Genomic DNA, 18,813 nt, shown 5'->3' with positions numbered 1-18,813 from the left:
CATCGGTAAAGTTGTTATATACCGATCGTGCGCCGCCGTCTATTCGTGTTCGGCGCGACGGCGATCCACGTTAAGGCGTCCAGCGATACATCAGCAGCTTCGCGCGCGCGTCGTCTTCGACCAGCACCACGTACTCGCCGTTATCGCGCTGCACCGCGCTGATGCCGAGATACACGTCGACCCAGCCGCTCGTGCCGCCGACGCTCGCGCCCGGCGTCATGTAACCGACCGCCGTGCCGTTGCGCGCGTCGTAGACGTCGATGCGATCGGTGTACAGCTCGGCGACGAAGATATAGTTGCCCGCCACCGCGACGCCGACCGTGGTGGTCTGCGGATCGCTTTGCGTGTTCCACGGCAGCGAGACCGTGTAAGTCAGGGTCGGCGTGCCGCTGTTCCAGTTGTCGTAGCGCGCCAGCATCGGGCCCGCTTCCTTCCAGTGCGTCGGGTCCCACGGAATCGCGCTCGTGAAACCCGACAGATACATCGTGTCGGTCGCTGCGACGTAGACGAGCCGCGCGAGCCGCGTGAACGGCGCGGGCATCGCGAACAGCTTCGCACTCGCGTACGTGTAGATCGGATTGCCGGCGGAGTCGAGACCTTGCAGCGGCATCTCGCGCACGCCGCTCAATGGCGTGGCGAGCCACACGTTGCCGGGATCGTCGACCCACCAGAAGCCGTTGCCGACCGTGCTGCCGGTCGACGGATTGCCGCTGATCTCGCTCGCGTCGACGGTGCCATTGCCATTGCTATCGCGCCACAACCATTCGCCGTAAGCTGGTTGCGCGGCGGGCCAACTGCCCGGCAGCGGATTCTGCGCGAGCATCCCCGACGGAATCGCGATCTCACCATGCGCGGCATCGAAGCGATAGACGTTCAGGTAGTGCGCGCCCGGATCGAGCGTATAGAGAAAACGCTGGCCTTTGAATCTGCGCACCATCGGTTCGCCGCGCACGCCGCGCGGCTGGTGAAACGCGGGGTCGTCGGGGTAATCGAAGCGATCGAGCGTGAACGCCGCATATGACCATTCGTGGCCGACCGGCTGCCGGTAATCGAGCGTGAAGCGCTTCGAGCCCGTGTAGATCGAAGCGGGTGTGGCCGGATCGAACGCGCCGCTATCGACGAAGCTCAGGCCGTAGAGCCGCCAGTTGAGCACGCGCGTGCCGTACACGTAACTCTCCAGCACCGCGCCTTGCCCGACCGATGCCGAGCCCAGCGCGCGCGGTCCTTCGCCGTTTTGCGCGACGTACAGATTGCCGGCCGCATCGACGCCGATGCCGGTGATGCCGTTGAAACGCGTGTCACCGGGCACGCCGCGCACCGGATGGAAGATGCCATTGCGCGTGCCGATCGACGTGCCGCCGTGCATCTGGCCGCCCGCGCCTTTGTTGAACACGAGAATCTGCTGCGAAACGCCGTTGTCGGCGACCAGCAGCTGGCCGGATGGCGTGACCGTGAGGTCGGTCGGCACGGTGCCGGAGGGCAGCGCCAATGGACCGGCGAGCGCGGTGCCGTCGGCGCGGTAGTGCAGGACGCTCAGGCTGCCTGTGCCGAAGCCGCTGATGATCCACAGCGTCGAGTCGGTGTCGATCGCGATGCGCGCGGGCGATGCGACGCTCCACGATCGCAGCGGCTGCATGGATTGCGCGTCGTACACGACGATCCGGTTGCCGTACGTGTCGGCCACATAGACCTCGCTGTCTGTCGCGGCGAGGCCGCGAATGCCCGCGTCGATGCCGGTCTTCACCGTTTGTACCGCGACGAAACTGTTCTTCGTCGCGTTCGCGCTATTGCCGATGCCGCCGGAAAACGGCGCGCCGTCCGCGAGATTCGCGAGCGTGCGTCGCGTGATGCCGTACCAGGTCTGATTCGCCGGCGGATAGTCGGCGCCGACCAGCGCATTGCTTTCGTTGCCGATCGACATCGCCGCGTACAGGTACGTGTGATTCACCGCCACCGCGTCGCCGCCGGCCGCGCCCCAGCCGTGCGTCGAACCGGCGACCGCGAGCTTGTCGCCCGCGCGATAGGCGGCGATTTCGCTGCCGCTTTCGTCCCACGGCGCATTCGTATAAACGGTGCCATTGGCATCGACGCTAATGGCCTGAATATCCTGCTGCATCCATTTGCCGTCGCCAAATCCGAAACTATTACCGATCCATGAAGTCGTGTAATTCAATTGGGATTGGGCGGAGACATTCGGGGAAATCAGGCTATGGATTAGAACCACGGCCAGGCCAAGACGGGGCAAAAGCTTCACGGCGGTCGATCCTTGCTAGGCGCGAAGCACGCACGGTAAGGCAGACCGGCGTGCTTCGCCTGTACGCGCATCGTTGCCGGCAGAGTCACGATGCGCGTACATCAGAGTTGGCGTTTTATCCTCGCACATAAAAATAGCAAACTTATTGATCAAAAATGATAATTGAATGCCGCCACATCCCATTCCATTCCATTTGCATCGATTTACGTTTCCAACAAAATCTTTACTTCACGAATCCGGTAAAAACCGGTTCCCGTAAAAGCTCACCGGCCGGAGATTCAGGCGCTTTTTCTGCTCCTGCAAATCCTCACCTCGAGCGCGATGCGCATCAGGTTCGCGCCGCCCGGCGACGCACGAAGATCCGTCGCGTCAGATCGAAAGCGACCAGATTGCCGGCCAGCACGAGCAGCAGACCAACCACCGCGAGCACTGACCAGCGGTAACCCTCGAACAGCGTGGACGCCGCGAGCGCGACGATCGGAAACAGCACCGTGCAGTAGGCGGCGCGCTCCGGGCCCATGCGGCCGACCAGCATCAGGTACGCCGTAAAGCCGATCACCGAGCCGAACACCGCGAGATACGCGAGCGCGCCAAGATAGCGCGCCGACGGTTCAACCGCGAACGAATAGCCGGCGAACAGACTACCGAGCGTCAGGACAGCCGCGCCGATCAGCATCGCCCAGCTATTCGTCGCGAACGGATGCAGGCCCATCGACTGCATGCGGCTCGACAGCAGGTTGCCGGCCGAGAAGCACAGCGTGCCGAGAAACGCGACGCCGAGTCCGAGCCACGCGGTGTGATCGCCGAGATGCCCGGCCATCTGCTGCATGAACAGACAGACGATGCCGACGAGCCCGAGCAATGCGCCCGCAATCGCACTCGGCTGCAGCGGCCTGCCCATGAACAGCCGTCCGTTGATCGAGTTCAGCAGCGGCGCGGTCGAGAACACCACCGCGACGAGCCCGCTCGGCACGATCTGTTCGGCGTAGTAGAAGCACAGGAAATTCAGGCAGAACAGCGCGAGGCCCTGCGCGGCGAGGTAGCGCCAGGCGCCGAGCGGCGGCCAGATCGGCCGGCGCATGATGCGCAGCAGCGCGAACAGCAGCAGCGCGGCGATCCAGAAACGCCATGCAATCGATACCGGCGGCGGTACCGCGCCGAGTTGCCATTTGATCGCGATCCACGTGGTGCCCCAGATCAGCACGGTGACGGCATAAAGCAAAAGATTCATGGTCGGGCCTCGGACTGCAATGAAAGGCTGCCATAACGCGCAGCATTGACGATAGTTCGACTATGCAACCGCGCCGCCGCCCGCAATTGTCCAAAATTGCGCACTTTTTCGTGGCAATGAGCGGCCAGACTGGCCGCGCCGTATACTGGCCGCTCAACCCTACGCATCACCGGAAAACCTCCGCTCGCCGCCGTGACCACCAGCCCGTCCGCCCCCGTGATAGCCGCCGCCGGCATGCCTTTTGGCCTGCAGTCGGTCTGTCACACGCTCGCCAGTGCGAATGCGCATCTGGACCGCTTCGCGTGGCTCGGCGACGGACTCGCGATCGCGCTATGGACCCGCGACACGAAGGAAGCCGAGACCATCTACGAGCGGCCCGGCCATCACACGCTGTCGTGCTATCTGGACGGCGGCTATCGCACCGAGCGCCAGAAAATGCCGGGCCACTACGGCGCGCCGTCGCGGCTGTGCGCACTGCCCGGAGATCACGAATCGCGCTGGTGGGTGCGCGGCCATATGCACTTCATGCACCTGTACTTCCTGCCCGAGCACTTCACGCGACGCGCGGTACAGGAGCTCGACCGCGAGCCGCGCGAATTGACGCTCGCCGATCGGACCTATTTCGAAGACCCGGGCATTGCGAGTCTGTGCCAGGCGCTCGTCGACGAGGAGTGGGAAAGTCCCGACGGCCTGCTGCGCACCAACGAGACCGCGCACGAAGTGCTGAGCCTGCTGTTGCACGGACAAGGCGTGCGGCGCGCGAACGTGGCGCTGAAGGGCGGGCTGTCGGCCGCGACGCGGCGCCGCCTGCGCGACTATATCGACAGTCGTCTCGCGCAGCCGTTGACGCTCGGTGAGTTGTCCGGTGTCGCGGCGCTGTCGGAGTTTCATCTCGCGCGGATGTTTCGCGAGTCGTTCGGGTTGCCGCCGGCCGCCTGGATCGCGCGGCAACGGCTCGATCGCGCGCGCACGCTGCTGCGCACGACGACGTTGCCGCTTGCGCAGATCGCCTCGCAATGCGGCTATGCGAACGCGAGTCACTTTAGCCACCGGTTTCGCGAGGCTGTCGGGGTGACGCCGAGCGGGTTCCGGCAGGCTATCGGGGTTTGAGTCTCGCGCTCGAGTTTCGCTTTCCGGTTAGCTCCGCGTCATTGCAGCGCCATCGCCAGCACGCGCGCGACGTGGATCGCGTCGACGCCCGCGCCATCGTGAATCTGATGCCGGCAGCTGGTGCCATCGGCGACCATCACCGTGGCGGCGTCGAGCTTGCGCACCGCGGGTAGCAGCGACAACTCCGCCATCGCCTGCGAGGTCGCGTAATGCTCCGCTTCATAGCCGAAGCTGCCGGCCATACCGCAGCACGACGATTCGACCGTCGATACCTTAAATTCGGGAATCCACTTCAGCACGGTCTGCACCGGCGTGAATGCATCGAACGCCTTCTGATGGCAGTGGCCGTGCACGAGCGCCTGCCGCATTGGCAGCGGTTTCAATTTGAGCTCCAAACGTCCGGCCTTTTCTTCGCGCACGAGGAATTCCTCGAATAGAAACGCGTGCTGCGCGAGGCGCTGCGCTTCGTCGCCGAAACCGTACTGCAGGAATTCGTCGCGCAACGACAGCAGACACGATGGCTCCAGCCCTACCACCGGCACGCCGCGTTCGACGAACGGCCTGAAGAGTTCGAGCATGCGCCGCGCTTCCTGTTTCGCTTCATCGACGAGACCCGCCGCGAGAAACGTGCGGCCGCAACACACGGGACGCTCGCCCGGGCGTGCGTTGAAGTGGACCCTGTAGCCCGCGGCTTCGAGCACCTGTTGTGCGGCACGCGCGTTGTCGGGTTCGAGGTGGTTGTTGAAGGTGTCGACGAACAGCAAAACTTCTTTCAGCGTGGACGCTTGCTCAGTGTCGCGTGCAGGCCTCGCCGACACCGCATCGGCGAGAAACGCCCTCTTGAACCGCGGCAGACTTCGCTCGGTCGCAAATCCGAGCGAACGCTTGAACCACGCCGACAACACCGGAACGTTGTCCGCGAGCGCCATCAATCCCGGCATGCGGCTCGCCGCGCCGGCGTAGCGCGGCATGAACGCGACGAGTCGGTCGCGCAGCCGCAACCCATGCGTCTTGGCGCGCGCCGCCCGCGCCTCGATCTTGAACTTCGCCATGTCGACGCCAGTCGGGCAATCGCGCTTGCAACCCTTGCACGACACGCACAGGTCGAGCGTTTCCTTCACGTCATCGCTCGCGAGTCCGCTTTCGCCGAGCTGGCCCGAAATCGCGAGCCGCAACGTGTTGGCCCGCCCGCGAGTCAGATGCTGCTCGTCCTTCGTCACACGATAACTCGGGCACATCGTGCCCGCGTCGAACTTGCGACAGTGGCCGTTGTTGTTGCACATCTCGACCGCTTTCGCGAGGCCGCCGCTCAGATCGTCGCCGCTGCCCGGCGCACTTTCTTCTCCCGTCAGCGGATCGCGCTTCACGTTCCACGTCGACCAGTCGAGCATCGTTTCGATGCGCTGTTCGCGATAGCCGGGCGCAAAGCGGAAATTGCGCGCGTCGTCCATCTTCGGCGGACGCACGATCTTGTCGGGATTGAAGCGATTGTCTGGATCGAACAGCGCCTTGATCTCGCTGAACGCCTCGTTAAGCCGTGGCCCGTATTGCCACGTGACCCATTCGCCACGGCACAGACCGTCGCCATGCTCGCCGGAATACGCGCCCTTGTACTCGCGCACGAGCGCGGCCGCTTCCTCGGCGATCGCGCGCATCTTCGTCGCGCCGTCGCGGCGCATGTCGAGAATCGGCCGCACATGCAGCGTGCCGACGCTCGCATGCGCGTACCAGGTGCCTTCGGTGCCGTGGCGATGAAACACGTCGGTCAGGCGGCTCGTGTAGTCGGCCAGATGTTCGAGCGGCACCGCGCAGTCTTCGATGAAGGACACCGGCTTGCCGTCGCCCTTCATGCTCATCATGATGTTGAGCCCGGCCTTGCGCACTTCCCACAGCGCTTTCTGCGCACTCGCGTCCGGCATCTCGACGACCGAATCGGGCAGGCCCAGCTCGCCCATCAACTCGGTGAGCTGCTTCAGCGACGCTAGCTGCGCGTCGCGATCCTCGCCCGCGAACTCGACGAGCAGAATCGCCTGCGGCTCACCGACCAGCGCCTTCTCGATCACCGGACGAAACGCGGGATTGCTCAACGCGAGATCGATCATCGTGCGATCGACCAGTTCGACCGCGACCGGCTTCAGCTTGACGATGTGCTGCGTGAGCGCCATCGATTGCCGGAAGGTCGGAAAGTTGACCACGCCAAGCGCCTTGTGCGCGGGCAGCGCCGCGAGCTTCAGCGTGATCTGCCGGCTGAACGCGAGCGTGCCCTCCGAGCCGACCAGCAGATGGGCGAGGTTCGCGCTGCCGTCATCGGTATAGGCGCGCGGGTTCTGGCAGTCGAACAGATCGATGTTGTAGCCCGCCACGCGGCGCAGTACCTTCGGCACGCGTGCGACGATTTCATCGCGCTCGCGCTGCGCGATCCGGGTGACGCCCGCGACGATCTGCTGCAAGCGCTCGCCTTGCGGCGTCTCGCGCAGCGACGCGAAGCGCGCTTCGCTGCCGTCGGCGAGAATCGCGTCGATCGCGTCGACGTTGTGCACCATGTTGCCGTATTCGATCGAGCGCGAGCCGCACGAGTTGTTGCCCGCCATGCCGCCGATCGTGCATTGCGCGGAAGTCGAAACATCGACCGGGAACCACAGTCCATGCGGCTTCAGCCACGCATTCAGATGATCGAGCACGACGCCGGGCTCGACCGTCACGGTGCGCGCGTCGGCATCGAACGCGACGATGTTGTTGAGCCACTTGCTCGTATCGACCACCAGCGCTTCGCCGACCGTCTGCCCGCACTGGCTCGTGCCCGCGCCGCGCGCGAGCAGCGGTACTTTCTCGCTGCGCGCAATCTCGAGCGCGACGCGCAGGTCGTCCTGATCGCGCGGTACCACGACGCCGACCGGCGTGATCTGATAGATCGACGCGTCGGTCGCGTAGCGGCCGCGGCTCGCGAGATCGAACAGCACGTCGCCGCGCAGCGCTTTGCGCAGATGCTGCGCGAGCGGACTCGTGGCGCGCGCGGCGGAAGGGACCAGATGGATCGGCTTGACGAGCAAGCCCGCAGTGGGATTCGTCATTTCATCGGCCTATGAGGAGCGCGCGTGAGCCGCGCGGCTCGAATTACCTAGTACAGCGTCAGATGCACCGGCGCGAGTCCTTCGATATGCCCGCCCACGTTGCCTGCCTCGCGCGGAAAGAACATGCCGGTGTACGAACCGGCGGTGATCACCATCTCCGGGGTCACCGCGATGCCGCGCGCACTCGCGTGATTGACGAGCCACGTCAACAGCCGCCGCGGATCGCCGGCCGGATTCGCGGGCGTCGTTGCGACGACATTGCGTCCGTTGAACTCGAAACTCAGCGACGGCGCGACGTACGGAAAGTCCTCCCGATACCGCGCGAATTCACCGACGATCAGCGCGCCGTGATTCTGCAGATCCGCGAGCTGCGCGAGTTTGTCGATGGCGGGCCACTCCGCATAGCGGCTCGCGACGATCTCGATGGTCGCGCCGATCGAGCCGATGCCCGCGAGCACTTCGTCTTCGCTGTACGGCGTCGCGGACGGCTCGAAGCGCCGGCCGAAGCGGAACGCGACCTCGAGTTCGAGCCCGAGCGGCGCGAAACCTTCGCGCGACAGACGCGCGCCATCGGCGTGCAGATCGGTGTCGGGCAATGGCGCGCCTTGAATCGGTCCGCTCGCCGATTTCGCGCCGATCTTCCAGCCGCCGATTCGCGCGCCGCACGCGCTCAGGATTTCGTGCTGGATTGCGTAGGCCGCGTCGGCATCGGAGGGCTGCTGTTCCGGCTGCAACGTATCGAGCAACATACGACTGCGACGCGCATCGGCAAGAAGCTGGCTCAGTGACGAAGTCATGTTTTACGCGCCTAACCGGGTGGAAACCTGCGCCTTCTCCGACGCGCTGAGTTCGAAGCGGCTCTCCGGCTGCATGCGGAACGCAAGCACGACGCCGATGCCCATTAGCAACATGCTGCCGACGAACGGCAGATCCCAGTTGCCGAAATGGTCGATCAGGAAGCCGCCCATCACCGGCGAGATGATCGCGGCGAGCGCCGAGCCCGTGTTCATCATGCCGCTCGCGGTGCCGGAGAATTCCGGCGCGATATCCATCGGGATCGCCCACATCGGGCCGATCGTCATCTCGGCGAAAAAGAAGCCCGACGCGAGACAGGCGATCGACAGCGTCAGGTCATGCGTGAACATCAACGGAATCAGCGACAGCAGGCAGAACAGCATGCACACCGACACCATCCAGCTGCGCGCGCGTTTGAGGCTGCCGGTACGCTTGAAAATCGCATCGGTGACGAGGCCGCCGAGCGTATCGCCGATCACGCCGGCGAAGAACACGACCGACGCGAAGATCGCCGACTTCTGCAACTGCAGATGATGGTTATGCAGGAAGTACAGCGGAATCCAGCTCAGGAACAGCCACAGCGTCCAGCCGTAGCAGAAGTAGACGATCGTGACCGGCGTCATGCGACGAAACAGCTTGCCCCACGGCAGGCCTGCGACTTTCGGCTTCACCGCGGGCAGCACCGCGAGTTCCTCGGGCGTGATGCGCGGATGATCTTTCGGATGCTCGGTGAACGTGATCGCCCACAGGGCGACCCACACCAGGCTCAGCGCGCCGCAGATATAGAACGATTCGCGCCAGCCCCACGTGGTCATCACGAGCACGATGAGGGCCGGCGCGACCGCATTGCCGACTCGCGACGCCGCGTGCGTGATGCCCTGCGCGAAGCCGCGTTTTTCTTTCGCGACCCAGCGCGACATCGCCGATGTTGCCGCCGGGAACGTCGCGCCTTCGCCGAAACCGAGCACGAGCCGCGCGGCGAGCAACGAAGCGAGGCCGCCCGCGAGGCCCGTGAACACCGTCGCGAGACCCCAGATCGCACCGCAAAACAGCAGCGTGCGTCGTGCGCCGAAACGATCGCTGACCCAGCCGCCGATCACCTGAAACAGCAGATACGGATACGCGAAAGCCGAGAACACGAGGCCGACCTGCGTATGCGTGAGATTGAATTCCTTGCCGAAACCCGCGGCCGCGGTGCTGACGTTCACGCGATCGAGGTACGTGATGAAGTACATGATGCACAGCATCACTAGAACGATACTGGTCGCACTGGTCAAACGAAACCGTTTCATCGTCTCTCTCTCTCCGTGGCATGTGTCGACGGCGCGCCTGAAGTGGCGCGCTGCGTCGTCGCCCGTCGGCCGCGACAGCCGTTATGGACGCATTGCATGTGGTTGTGGCCGCGTTCTGCGCGCGGCTCGATGAGAAATGCGCTCCCTGGTGTTGCGGGCTGTTTCCTGCTGCTGGCGCTTATGCCGCGGCCTTCAACCCCCGCGTCTTCGGTGCCTGGCTCAGCCACTCCATCGCGGCCGGCATGCCGCTTTGCTTGATCGGCACGCCAGCAAGCCGCAGACCCATTTCGCAGCCGGCCAGGGTCGCGAGCAGCGTCAAGTCGTTGCAATCGCCGAGATGACCGATGCGGAACATGCGGCCTTTCATCTTGCCGAGGCCCGTGCCGAGCGACATGTCGAAGCGCTCGTAGATCAGCTTGCGCACCGCGTCGGCATCGACGCCGTCGGGCATCATCACGCCCGTCAGCACCGGGCTATAAACGGCGGGATCGGCGCACTGGATTTCGAGCCCCCACGCACGCACCGCGCGGCGAGTCGCTTCGGCGAGCCGCTCGTGACGCGCGAACACGTTGTCGAGCCCTTCGCCGAGAATCATCTCGATCGCTTCGTGCAGGCCGTACAGCAGGTTCGTGTTCGGCGTGTACGGCCAGTAGCCGGTCTTGTTCATTTCGACGATTTCCGACCAGTCCCAGAAGCTGCGCGGCAGCTTCGCGTGCTGGTTGGCGGCCATCGCCTTCGGCGAGATCGCGTTGAAGCTGATGCCCGGCGGCAGCATCAAGCCCTTTTGCGAGCCCGACACGGTCACGTCGACGCCCCATTCGTCGTGGCGGTAATCGGCACACGCGAGACCGGAGATCGTATCGACGAGCAGCAGCGCCGGATGACCCGCGGCGTCGATCGCGCGACGCACGGCGGCGATGTTGGACGTGACGCCGGTCGAGGTTTCGTTGTGCACGACGCAGACCGCCTTGATCGCATGCTGCGGGTCGGCGCGCAGGCGCTCTTCGATCATCTGCGGCTGCACGCCGCGCCGCCAGCCTTCGATGCCTGGCAGACCCAGGAACTCGGGCTTCAGGCCGAGCTTCTCGGCCATCTTTTTCCATAGCGTCGCGAAGTGGCCGGTCTCGAACATCAGCACGTGATCGCCGGGGCTCAGCGTATTCGACAGCGCGGCTTCCCATGCGCCCGTGCCGGACGCCGGATAGATGACGACCGGCTGCTGCGTCTTGAAGATCTCCTTGATGCCGTCGAGCACCTTGAGACCCAGTTCGCCAAACTCGGGGCCGCGGTGGTCGATGGTCGGATAGCTCATCGCGCGGAGGATGCGATCGGGCACCGGACTCGGCCCCGGAATCTGCAGGAAGTGACGGCCAGCGGGATGAAAATCTAGCTTCAGCATCGGGCTCCTCCAATTTGAATTTTGCATTCAAAAAACTGTATCAGAAGAATCGTGACGCTCCCAAGACGAAATATGCTCGTTGAGGCCCGTGTTTACCCGCGTTTGCGCTTGATTAACTAATCGATATGGTTCCGATAAAATCCCACATCATGTAACACTTAGGATTTTTGTATGCAAAATTCGGATGTCGACGCGGGTGTGACCGCTGCCCCGCTGATGCCGAAGGTCGAGCGTCAGCGCCTGCATGACACGGTGGTGGAGCACATCCGCCGCTTTATCGTCGAGGGGGTGCTGGAGCCCGGCAAGAAACTGAACGAGCGCGAGTTGTGCGAAACGCTCGGCATTTCGCGCACACCGCTGCGCGAGGCGCTGAAGGTGCTGGCCGCCGAGGGTTTGATCGAGATTTCGCCGAATCGGGGCGCGTCGGTGTCGAAAATGTCGGAGGCGGAAGTGCGCGAAACCTTCGAATTGATGAGCGGCCTCGAAGCGTTTTCGGGCGAACTCGCAGCCGAACGCATCACGGCGGCCGAACTCGCCGAAATCAAGGCCCTGCATTACGCGATGCTCGCGTGCCGCGCGCAGAACGATCTGCCGGGCTACTACAGCCGCAACCAGGCGATTCACGACAAGATCAACGAAGCGGCGAGGAATTCAGCGCTGCGACAGACCTATGTGTCGGTCAACCGGCGGCTGCAGGCGCTGCGCTTTCGCTCGAACTATCAGACGCCGAAGTGGGACCGAGCGATTCACGATCACGATGAAATGCTGAAGGCGCTCGAGGCTCGCGACGGCAAGAAGCTCAGCGCGATTTTGCGTCAACATCTGCTCGATAAGCGGGATGCGGTTTTGCAGGTGCCGGTGCAGGAGGAAGTGGTCGCTTCGGCCTCCGTGTTGAAGGCGTGATGCGGCCAACCGATGCCGAGTCCCGCTCCTCGTCACCCCATCGGCAAACAAAACTTGTCCACCTAAATTGTTGGCAAACCTGTGGACAACCTTCGCACAGCGAGCTTAAGTGCTTGAAGCGTGAGAACTATCCGCGCGCGGTGCACGCGTAGGCAGCGAGCGTCGCTACGGAGTCCGTGATAGCGGAGAGCGGGCTTGGCAAGGATGCCGTATCAGTCGGACCAACCTCGAAGACCAGTTGTCCACATAATTTGGGAACAAGCTTGTGGACAACCTGCGCACAGGCCTGCCAAGTGATTGATGCGGCAGGCCTATCGCTCGCGGATGCGGGAGCGGGCAGCGGCGCGGCACGTCGTGTGATGCAAGCGAACGACCGCGCTGTCCACATCGATTTCACTGCGTCGTTTCACGGCTGCGCAGCGACTCCGGCAGCCCATACAGCACGATCAGCGCGCATACCACGCTCATCGTGCCGATCACATACAGCGCCGGCGTCGTGCTGCCGGTCAGATCCTTCACACGGCCCACCATCACCGGGCTCACGATCCCGCCGAGTTGCCCGAGCGTGTTGATCAACGCGATACCGCCCGCGGCGCCCGCGCCCGTCAGCAGCTTGGGCGGCAGCGCCCAGAATGCCGGAATCGATGCGACCACGCCCGCGCCCATCACCGCAAGCGCGACCACCAGCAGGGCGGTCTGCTTGTCGAAGTAGCCCGCGGCGAAGAAGCCGAGCGCCGACATCAACAGCAGCCCGAACACGAACTTGCGCCGCTCGCCGCTCGCGTCCGACAGGCGCCCGACCACCACCATGCAGATCGCGCCGCACACATAAGGCACCGCCGTCAGCAGGCCGACTACAGTGGGATTCTTCGTGCCCGCCACGTGAATCAGATGCGGTGCCCAGAAATTCAGACCGTACGACGCGATCTGAATCAGGAAGTAGACGAGCCCGAGGGTCAGGAAGCCCGGCGTTTTCAGCGCGCCCAGCAGCGAATGGCCGGTCGGCGCCGGGCGGCTTTGCTGCGCGATCTGCCCGGCGAGCAAGCTCTTCTCCGCCGAGGACAGCCAGCCTGCATCGTCGATGCGATCCTTCAGCAGCTTCAGCACCAGCAAACCGAGCACCACACACGGCAAGCCGCCGAGCAGGAACAGCCAGTGCCAGCCCGGCATGCCGAGCACGCCGTCCATATGGCCGATCACGAGCCCAGCGAGCGGCGCACCGACCAGCCCCGAAAACGCCGAGGCGAGAAACAGCATCGACGTGATGCGGCCGCGATATTCGGTCGGAAACCACAGCGTCAGGTAGTACAGCACGCCGGGCGCGAAGCCCGCTTCCATCGCGCCGATCACGAAGCGCAGCCCGTAGAACTGCCATTCGTTGTTGACGAACACCATCGCCGCGGTCGCGAGTCCCCACGAAATCATGATCCGCGCGATCCAGCGTCGCGCGCCCACCTTGTACAGGAAAAGGTTGCTCGGCACCTCGAACAGCACGTAGCCGATCACGAACAGACTCGCGCCGAGACCGTACGCGGTATCGGACAAGCCCAGATCGCTTTGCAGCTGAAACTTTGCGAAGCTGATATTGATGCGGTCGAAGAACGCGAACAGATAGCAGATCATGATGAGCGGCATCAGCCGCCACGCAACTTTGCGGACGATCGCCGCGAGATCGTCCGCGCCATGTTCGCGGGTACTGCCCGCCGCTACGCCCAGGTCGCTCATGCTTGTCTCCAATGCCGGATTCGGCGGTGCCGTCCGGTCGTTTGATCGGTTGAGGGGTTGTTTGTCGGGGTTCGGTTCAGATCTGTCGAACGTAGTCGGGCACCGGATGCAAATCGCAATTGCGGCCTGCTTTGGCGACTTGCCCCGGCACGTCGTGGCCGAGCAATGCAGGCAAGCCGCGCGACAGCGCGAGCAGCTTCGGCAGGTCGATCCCGGTCGGGATGCCCATTTCGTCGCACAGGTTCACGAGGTCTTCGGTGCAGATGTTGCCCGACGCGCCCGGCGCGAACGGGCAGCCGCCGAGGCCGCCGAGCGCCGCATCGAAGCGGCGCGCGCCGGTTTCATATGCGGCGAGCACGTTGGCGAGACCGAGGCCGCGCGTGTCATGGAAGTGCAGCGTGAGCGCCGTGGCCGGCAGCGTTTCGAGCACGCGCGCGACGAGCCGCGCGACCTGGCGCGGATTCGCCATGCCGGTCGTATCCGCGAGCGTGATGCCCTCGATGCCCATCTCGCGATATGCGTCGACGATGCCGATCACACGGTCTTCGTCGATGCGCCCTTCGAACGGACAGCCGAACGCGATCGCCACGGTCGCATTGAGCCGCACGCCCGCGGCCAGCGCTCGACGCACGATGTCGTCGAACGCCGTGAGCGACGACTCGCAGCTCATGCGCATGTTCGCGCGGTTATGCGTCTGACTCGCGGACATTACGAGGTTCAGTTCGTCGGCGCGCGCGGACAACGCGCGCTCGGCGCCTTTCAGGTTTGGCACCAGCGCGACATAGATCACGCCGGGTTGCCGCTCGATCCGCTGGAACACCGCCTCGCCGTCGCGCAACGCCGGAATCGCCTTCGGCGACACGAACGAGCCCGCTTCGATACGCGTGAATCCGCAGGTGGATAGCCCGTCGATCAGCGCGATCTTGTCGGCGGTTTCAACCCAGGTGGGTTCGATCTGCAGGCCATCGCGCGGGGCGACTTCCTGCACGATCAGCTGGTCGAATGACGCGGCCTCGCGCGTGGAAAAGATCGAGGAATTCATTGCACCGCTCCCTCGCGACGGAGACGCTCGATGTCTTCGCTCGCGAATCCAAGTTCGCTGAGCACGCTGCCGGTGTGCTCGCCGAGCGTCGGCCCTTGCCAGCGCACTTCGCCCGGCGTGTCCGACAGCTTGGGCACGATGCCCGGCATCTTCACCGACGCGCCGCCCGGCAATTGCGCCTGCAGCAACATGTCGCGCGCCTGGTAGTGCGGATCGGCGACGATGTCGGCCACCGAATAGATGCGGCCCGCCGGCACTTCGGCGCGTTCGAGCGCGGCCAGCACGTCTTCGGTCGCGTGATGCGAGGTCCACTCGGTGATCGCCTGATCGAGCAGCGCGACCTGCTTCACGCGGCCGTCGTTGTGCGCGAGCGCGGGATCGTCGGCGAGATCGGGGCGGCCGATCAGATGCATCAGGCGCTTGAAGATCGGATCGCTGTTGCCGGCGATCACGACATAGCCGTCGTCCTCGGTGCGATAGGTGTTCGAAGGGGCGATGCCCGGCAGCGCGCCGCCGCTGCGCTCGCGCACATGGCCGAGCAGGTCGTATTCGGGCACGAGGCTTTCCATCAGATTGAACACGCTCTCGACGAGCGACACATCGACTACCTGCCCTTCGCCCTGGCCGGTCTTCACGCGCAGCAGCGACATCAGCGCGCCGATCACGCCGTGCAGCGACGCGAGCGAATCGCCGAGACTCACGCCGACGCGCGCCGGTGCGCCGTCGACTTCACCGGTCGTGTATCGGATGCCGCCCATCGCCTCGCCGATCGCACCGAAGCCCGGACGGTCACGATACGGGCCGGACTGACCGTAGCCGGAAATGCGCACCATCGTCAGTCTCCGGTTCAGCGCGTGCAGCACGTCCCAGCCGAGGCCGAGCTTTTCGAGCGCACCGGGACGCAGATTTTCGATGATGACGTCGGCATCGGCGGCGAGGCGCTTGACGACCTCGACGCCATCGGCCGATTTCAGATTCACGCAGACGGACTTCTTGTTGCGCGACTGCAGATACCACCACAGCGACGTGCCTTCATGCAGCTTGCGCCATTTGCGAAGGGGATCGCCAGTTTCGGGCGCTTCGATCTTGATCACGTCGGCGCCGAATTCGGCCATCAGTCGCGCGGCGAACGGCGCGGCAATGAGCGTGCCGATCTCGACGACACGAATACCCTTTAGTGGTCCATCCATGTTGCTGTCTCCGAACTCGTTTCGTATTGGAAGACAGCTTAGAAGCGGCGTGGTGGCGGCGTCCAACCGCAATTCGCCAACGACCGTTCGCGAACGGCGAACGCTCAGCGGCGGCCGCGGGACCTGCGCGGTGTTTCGGTGGTGATGGAAGCGGGTTCGGGTTGAGCGTCCGCTGCCGTTTCGCGCGCTTCGACCGTGCGCAGATGATCGAACAGCAGCCGGCTCACCGGCGACAACGCATCGACGTCGCGCACGACGAGCACGAGGCTGCGCTCGGCCCAGTCGTCGTCGAGCGGCATGCCGACGAGACCGAGCGGGCGGCCCATCAGCTGATATACCTTTTGCGGCAGCACGCCGACGCCCATGCCCGCCTGCACCATCCGGCAAACCGCATCGAAGCCCGGCACGTGGATGCGCAACCGCAGCGGCTTGCCGGCCTGGCGCGCCGCTTGGTGCGTGCGCGCGTTGATCGAGCTTGCCGAATGCAGGCCGACGTGATCGCCATCGAGCGTTTCGGTGAACGCGATGCTCGTGCGTGCCGCGAGCGGATGATCATCGCGCATCACGATCACGAGCGAATCGCGCCGGTAGTGCTCGACGTGCAGCTCGCGCGTGTCGGCGTCGCCGGAACAGATGCCGAGATCGGCGAGGCTTTCGTCGATGGCTTTGACGACGCCGCCGCTCGGCCGCTCCTCGAGATCGACCTTCACGCGTTCGTGCAGCGACTGGAACGCGCGCAGATCTTCGGGCAGAAATTCGACGATCGCCGACAGGTTCGCCATCATCCGCACGTAGCCGAGCACGCCGCTAGCATGGCCGGCCAGTTCGATGCCGATGCTCTCGATGTCGCGCAGCACCCGGCGCGCGTGATGCAGCAACGTTTCGCCGGCCGGCGTCAGCGTCATGCCGCGCGCGTTGCGCTGAAATAGCGACGCGCCGACCGCCTGTTCGAGTTCGACCAGCCGCTTGCTGGCGGCGGACACCGCGATCGCCTCGCGCTCGGCGGCACGCGTGAGCGTGCCCTCTTCGAACACGGCGAGGAAGAGCTGCAGCGTCGTGAGATCGAGCTTGCGGAGAAGGTTTTTGATGGCCATGGGGCGGCGGCGCAGAAGTGCGATGCGCCTATTTTGACGCGAGTTGCTCGAAAGCAGCGCCGCGGCGCTGAAGACGATCGCCTACGATTGCGGCTTCGGCACCGCCGACCGCATGCGCTTCGTGTTTGCGAAGCGGCTTGGCGTGACGCCGATGCAGTATCGCGAGCGCTTTCGGTCGGCCTGAATACGGCGTGAGAAAATCGACGATTCTGCAAGACAACGATCACAAGGAACGACATGACCTCATCTTCTCCGATCCGCGCGATCGTCACCGGCCATACGCGCGGCCTGGGCGCGGCGCTCGCCGAGCAACTGCTCGCGCGCAACGTCACAGTGCTGGGTCTGTCGCGCTCGCGCAATGCGGCGCTAAAGGCGCGCTTTGCCGCGCAGCTCGAAGAGATCGAGCTGCCCCTCGCCGAGCCAGCACGCGTCGCACAATGGATCGCTACCGACGCGCTGAGCAACTTCGTGCGCGGCGCGCAGACGGTGCTGCTGATCAACAATGCGGGCACGGTGGAACCGATCGGGCCCATCGAAGGTCAGGACGCGGCGAACGTCGCGGACGCGGTGAGCCTGAACGTCGCGACGCCGCTGATGCTCGCGAGCGCGCTCGCCGCTGCGGCCGTCGACGCAACCGACCGGCGCATCGTGCACATTTCGAGCGGCGCGGCGCGCAACGCGTATCCGGGCTGGAGCATCTACTGCGCGACCAAGGCCGCGCTCGATCATCACGCGCGCGCCGTCGCGCTCGATGCGACTTGCGCGCTGCGCATCTGCAGCCTCGCGCCGGGTGTGATCGATACGGACATGCAGGCGCAAATTCGCGGTAGCGGCGAAGAGCAATTCCCGATGCGCCAGCGCTTCGAAGACCTGAAGCGCAACGGCCAACTGTCGACGCCCGAGCAATCCGCGGAGCGATTGATCGACTACGCGCTTAGCGATGCTTTCGGGCAGACGCCGGTCGCGGACATTCGCGAGATCGCGAAACCGGCCTGAACGGGTGATCGCGGGCGAGTGCTGCCGCTCCCGAAAAGCCTCACCTTTGGCACGGAGTGGCGGTGAATCGGCGTCTGGAAGCGTCGTCAGTGCTCCCGAAAATCCTCACCTTTGCGGTGAAATGAGGGCTCGCGGGGGCATTTCAGCGCGCGCGGCGTGGCTCTTACACACTGCTCCCGAAAATCCTCACCATTGATCGAACGCAGTCGGTTCGCGTCGCCGATGCGGGCCGCGTAAGCGGCAGATCGCCTGGACATTCAACGACTTACGTTACACAGCCGCCGAGCGGCCAACGCGATGGATGCAATGATTGGCGACTGCGTGAGACGCGTTTTGACTCCCGAATCTCCTCACCTATGGCTGATAGGCAAAATACGTGCACTGCCGCACGCTGCTTGCCGCACGGCTTATTTCGCTTTTGGCACGGCCGGTTAGTTGCAAAAGAGCCGCCGCCGCGCGACTCCCGAAGGTTCTCACCTTTCGCGTGCCGCACCCGCCACGATCATTCGATCAGGCACAACCAGTAACCGACGTGAGCCATCGCCGGCTTCCTGCGAGACGGCCTCACCGCATTGCGCTTCCGACCGGAACCATGCTTCTCAAGAAGCCATTCGCAACTTATCGCACCGTCGAGGCGACTCCCGAATACCCTCACCTTTAGTTTTGAAGTGCGCGTACAGGTGCGCATATTCTCACCTCGGCCGCTCCCGA

The 18,813-nt window shown here is 64.4% G+C and carries 13 protein-coding genes and 1 pseudogene; 4 read left to right on the top strand and 10 right to left on the bottom strand.

What is annotated here, in order from left to right; translation table 11 throughout:
- Positions 1–70: 70 nt before the first annotated feature.
- The gene (locus AB3X94_RS05130) at positions 71–2,254 is read right to left on the bottom strand and encodes a hypothetical protein (protein WP_368610930.1); all 2,184 of its coding nucleotides are present in this window, start codon (positions 2,252–2,254) and stop codon (positions 71–73) included.
- Positions 2,255–2,582: 328 nt separating this feature from the next.
- On the bottom strand, positions 2,583–3,485 hold the full coding sequence (locus AB3X94_RS05125) for a DMT family transporter (RefSeq protein WP_176120813.1): 903 nt from the start codon (positions 3,483–3,485) through the stop codon (positions 2,583–2,585).
- A 234-nt stretch (positions 3,486–3,719) separates the two neighbouring features.
- Between AB3X94_RS05125 and AB3X94_RS05120 the strand changes: the two genes are divergently transcribed.
- Positions 3,720–4,595 (top strand): helix-turn-helix domain-containing protein, encoded by an 876-nt coding sequence (locus tag AB3X94_RS05120; RefSeq protein ID WP_176110512.1) that lies wholly within the window; start codon positions 3,720–3,722, stop codon positions 4,593–4,595.
- A 38-nt stretch (positions 4,596–4,633) separates the two neighbouring features.
- Here AB3X94_RS05120 and AB3X94_RS05115 read toward each other — a convergent pair whose 3' ends face one another.
- The 4 genes from AB3X94_RS05115 to AB3X94_RS05100 all read right to left on the bottom strand — a co-directional run bounded on the left by AB3X94_RS05115 (position 4,634) and on the right by AB3X94_RS05100 (position 11,152).
- The gene (locus AB3X94_RS05115) at positions 4,634–7,666 is read right to left on the bottom strand and encodes an FAD-binding and (Fe-S)-binding domain-containing protein (RefSeq protein WP_368610929.1); all 3,033 of its coding nucleotides are present in this window, start codon (positions 7,664–7,666) and stop codon (positions 4,634–4,636) included.
- A gap of 47 nt (positions 7,667–7,713) precedes the next feature.
- Entirely contained in the window at positions 7,714–8,463 is a 750-nt protein-coding gene (locus AB3X94_RS05110) for a 2-keto-4-pentenoate hydratase (RefSeq protein ID WP_368610928.1), read from the bottom strand.
- 3 nt (positions 8,464–8,466) lie between these two features.
- Positions 8,467–9,753: an MFS transporter gene (locus AB3X94_RS05105; protein ID WP_176107125.1), complete on the bottom strand. Its 1,287-nt coding sequence runs from the start codon at positions 9,751–9,753 to the stop codon at positions 8,467–8,469.
- Between the two features lie 178 nt (positions 9,754–9,931).
- A complete protein-coding gene (locus AB3X94_RS05100) occupies positions 9,932–11,152 on the bottom strand; it encodes an alanine--glyoxylate aminotransferase family protein (protein WP_368610927.1) in 1,221 nt (406 codons plus the stop codon).
- Positions 11,153–11,323: 171 nt separating this feature from the next.
- Between AB3X94_RS05100 and AB3X94_RS05095 the strand changes: the two genes are divergently transcribed.
- On the top strand, positions 11,324–12,055 hold the full coding sequence (locus AB3X94_RS05095; RefSeq protein WP_176107123.1) for a GntR family transcriptional regulator: 732 nt from the start codon (positions 11,324–11,326) through the stop codon (positions 12,053–12,055).
- 393 nt (positions 12,056–12,448) lie between these two features.
- On the opposite strand, the gene AB3X94_RS05090 is transcribed toward AB3X94_RS05095, so the two are convergent.
- The 4 genes from AB3X94_RS05090 to AB3X94_RS05075 form a co-directional block, all read right to left on the bottom strand.
- A complete protein-coding gene (locus AB3X94_RS05090; protein ID WP_176107122.1) occupies positions 12,449–13,780 on the bottom strand; it encodes an MFS transporter in 1,332 nt (443 codons plus the stop codon).
- 76 nt (positions 13,781–13,856) lie between these two features.
- On the bottom strand, positions 13,857–14,822 hold the full coding sequence (locus AB3X94_RS05085; protein ID WP_368610926.1) for a hydroxymethylglutaryl-CoA lyase: 966 nt from the start codon (positions 14,820–14,822) through the stop codon (positions 13,857–13,859).
- Positions 14,819–16,012 carry a CaiB/BaiF CoA-transferase family protein gene (locus tag AB3X94_RS05080; RefSeq protein ID WP_176107120.1) on the bottom strand — a complete coding sequence of 398 codons (1,194 nt, stop codon included), beginning with the start codon at positions 16,010–16,012 and terminating at the stop codon, positions 14,819–14,821. The genes AB3X94_RS05085 and AB3X94_RS05080 overlap by 4 nt, the downstream gene beginning before the upstream one ends.
- 104 nt (positions 16,013–16,116) lie before the next feature.
- A complete protein-coding gene (locus AB3X94_RS05075) occupies positions 16,117–17,106 on the bottom strand; it encodes a LysR family transcriptional regulator (protein ID WP_368610925.1) in 990 nt (329 codons plus the stop codon).
- 37 nt (positions 17,107–17,143) lie between these two features.
- Between AB3X94_RS05075 and AB3X94_RS05070 the strand changes: the two are divergent.
- Both AB3X94_RS05070 and AB3X94_RS05065 read left to right on the top strand, forming a co-directional pair.
- Positions 17,144–17,290 (top strand): annotated as a pseudogene (locus AB3X94_RS05070) (helix-turn-helix domain-containing protein); the annotation flags it as partial.
- Between the two features lie 53 nt (positions 17,291–17,343).
- Positions 17,344–18,102, top strand: coding sequence for an SDR family oxidoreductase (locus tag AB3X94_RS05065; protein WP_176107118.1), 759 nt, complete (start codon positions 17,344–17,346; stop codon positions 18,100–18,102).
- Positions 18,103–18,813 lie beyond the last annotated feature (711 nt).

The sequence above is a fragment of the Paraburkholderia sp. BR10923 genome (genome assembly GCF_040948765.1).
Classification (GTDB): Bacteria; Pseudomonadota; Gammaproteobacteria; order Burkholderiales; family Burkholderiaceae; genus Paraburkholderia; species Paraburkholderia youngii.
Note: the sequence above shows the minus strand (reverse complement) of the source record. Positions and strands in the feature narration are given on the sequence as shown.

What these genes read in the sequence shown, in the direction of transcription:
- AB3X94_RS05125 (WP_176120813.1), bottom strand. Translation starts at nt 3,485, where the DNA reads ATGAATCTTTTGCTTTATGCCGTCACCGTGCTGATCTGGGGCACCACG.
- AB3X94_RS05120 (WP_176110512.1), top strand. Translation starts at nt 3,720, where the DNA reads ATGCCTTTTGGCCTGCAGTCGGTCTGTCACACGCTCGCCAGTGCGAAT.
- AB3X94_RS05115 (WP_368610929.1), bottom strand. Translation starts at nt 7,666, where the DNA reads ATGACGAATCCCACTGCGGGCTTGCTCGTCAAGCCGATCCATCTGGTC.
- AB3X94_RS05110 (WP_368610928.1), bottom strand. Translation starts at nt 8,463, where the DNA reads ATGACTTCGTCACTGAGCCAGCTTCTTGCCGATGCGCGTCGCAGTCGT.
- AB3X94_RS05105 (WP_176107125.1), bottom strand. Translation starts at nt 9,753, where the DNA reads ATGAAACGGTTTCGTTTGACCAGTGCGACCAGTATCGTTCTAGTGATG.
- AB3X94_RS05100 (WP_368610927.1), bottom strand. Translation starts at nt 11,152, where the DNA reads ATGCTGAAGCTAGATTTTCATCCCGCTGGCCGTCACTTCCTGCAGATT.
- AB3X94_RS05095 (WP_176107123.1), top strand. Translation starts at nt 11,324, where the DNA reads ATGCAAAATTCGGATGTCGACGCGGGTGTGACCGCTGCCCCGCTGATG.
- AB3X94_RS05090 (WP_176107122.1), bottom strand. Translation starts at nt 13,780, where the DNA reads ATGAGCGACCTGGGCGTAGCGGCGGGCAGTACCCGCGAACATGGCGCG.
- AB3X94_RS05085 (WP_368610926.1), bottom strand. Translation starts at nt 14,822, where the DNA reads ATGAATTCCTCGATCTTTTCCACGCGCGAGGCCGCGTCATTCGACCAG.
- AB3X94_RS05080 (WP_176107120.1), bottom strand. Translation starts at nt 16,012, where the DNA reads ATGGATGGACCACTAAAGGGTATTCGTGTCGTCGAGATCGGCACGCTC.
- AB3X94_RS05075 (WP_368610925.1), bottom strand. Translation starts at nt 17,106, where the DNA reads ATGGCCATCAAAAACCTTCTCCGCAAGCTCGATCTCACGACGCTGCAG.
- AB3X94_RS05065 (WP_176107118.1), top strand. Translation starts at nt 17,344, where the DNA reads ATGACCTCATCTTCTCCGATCCGCGCGATCGTCACCGGCCATACGCGC.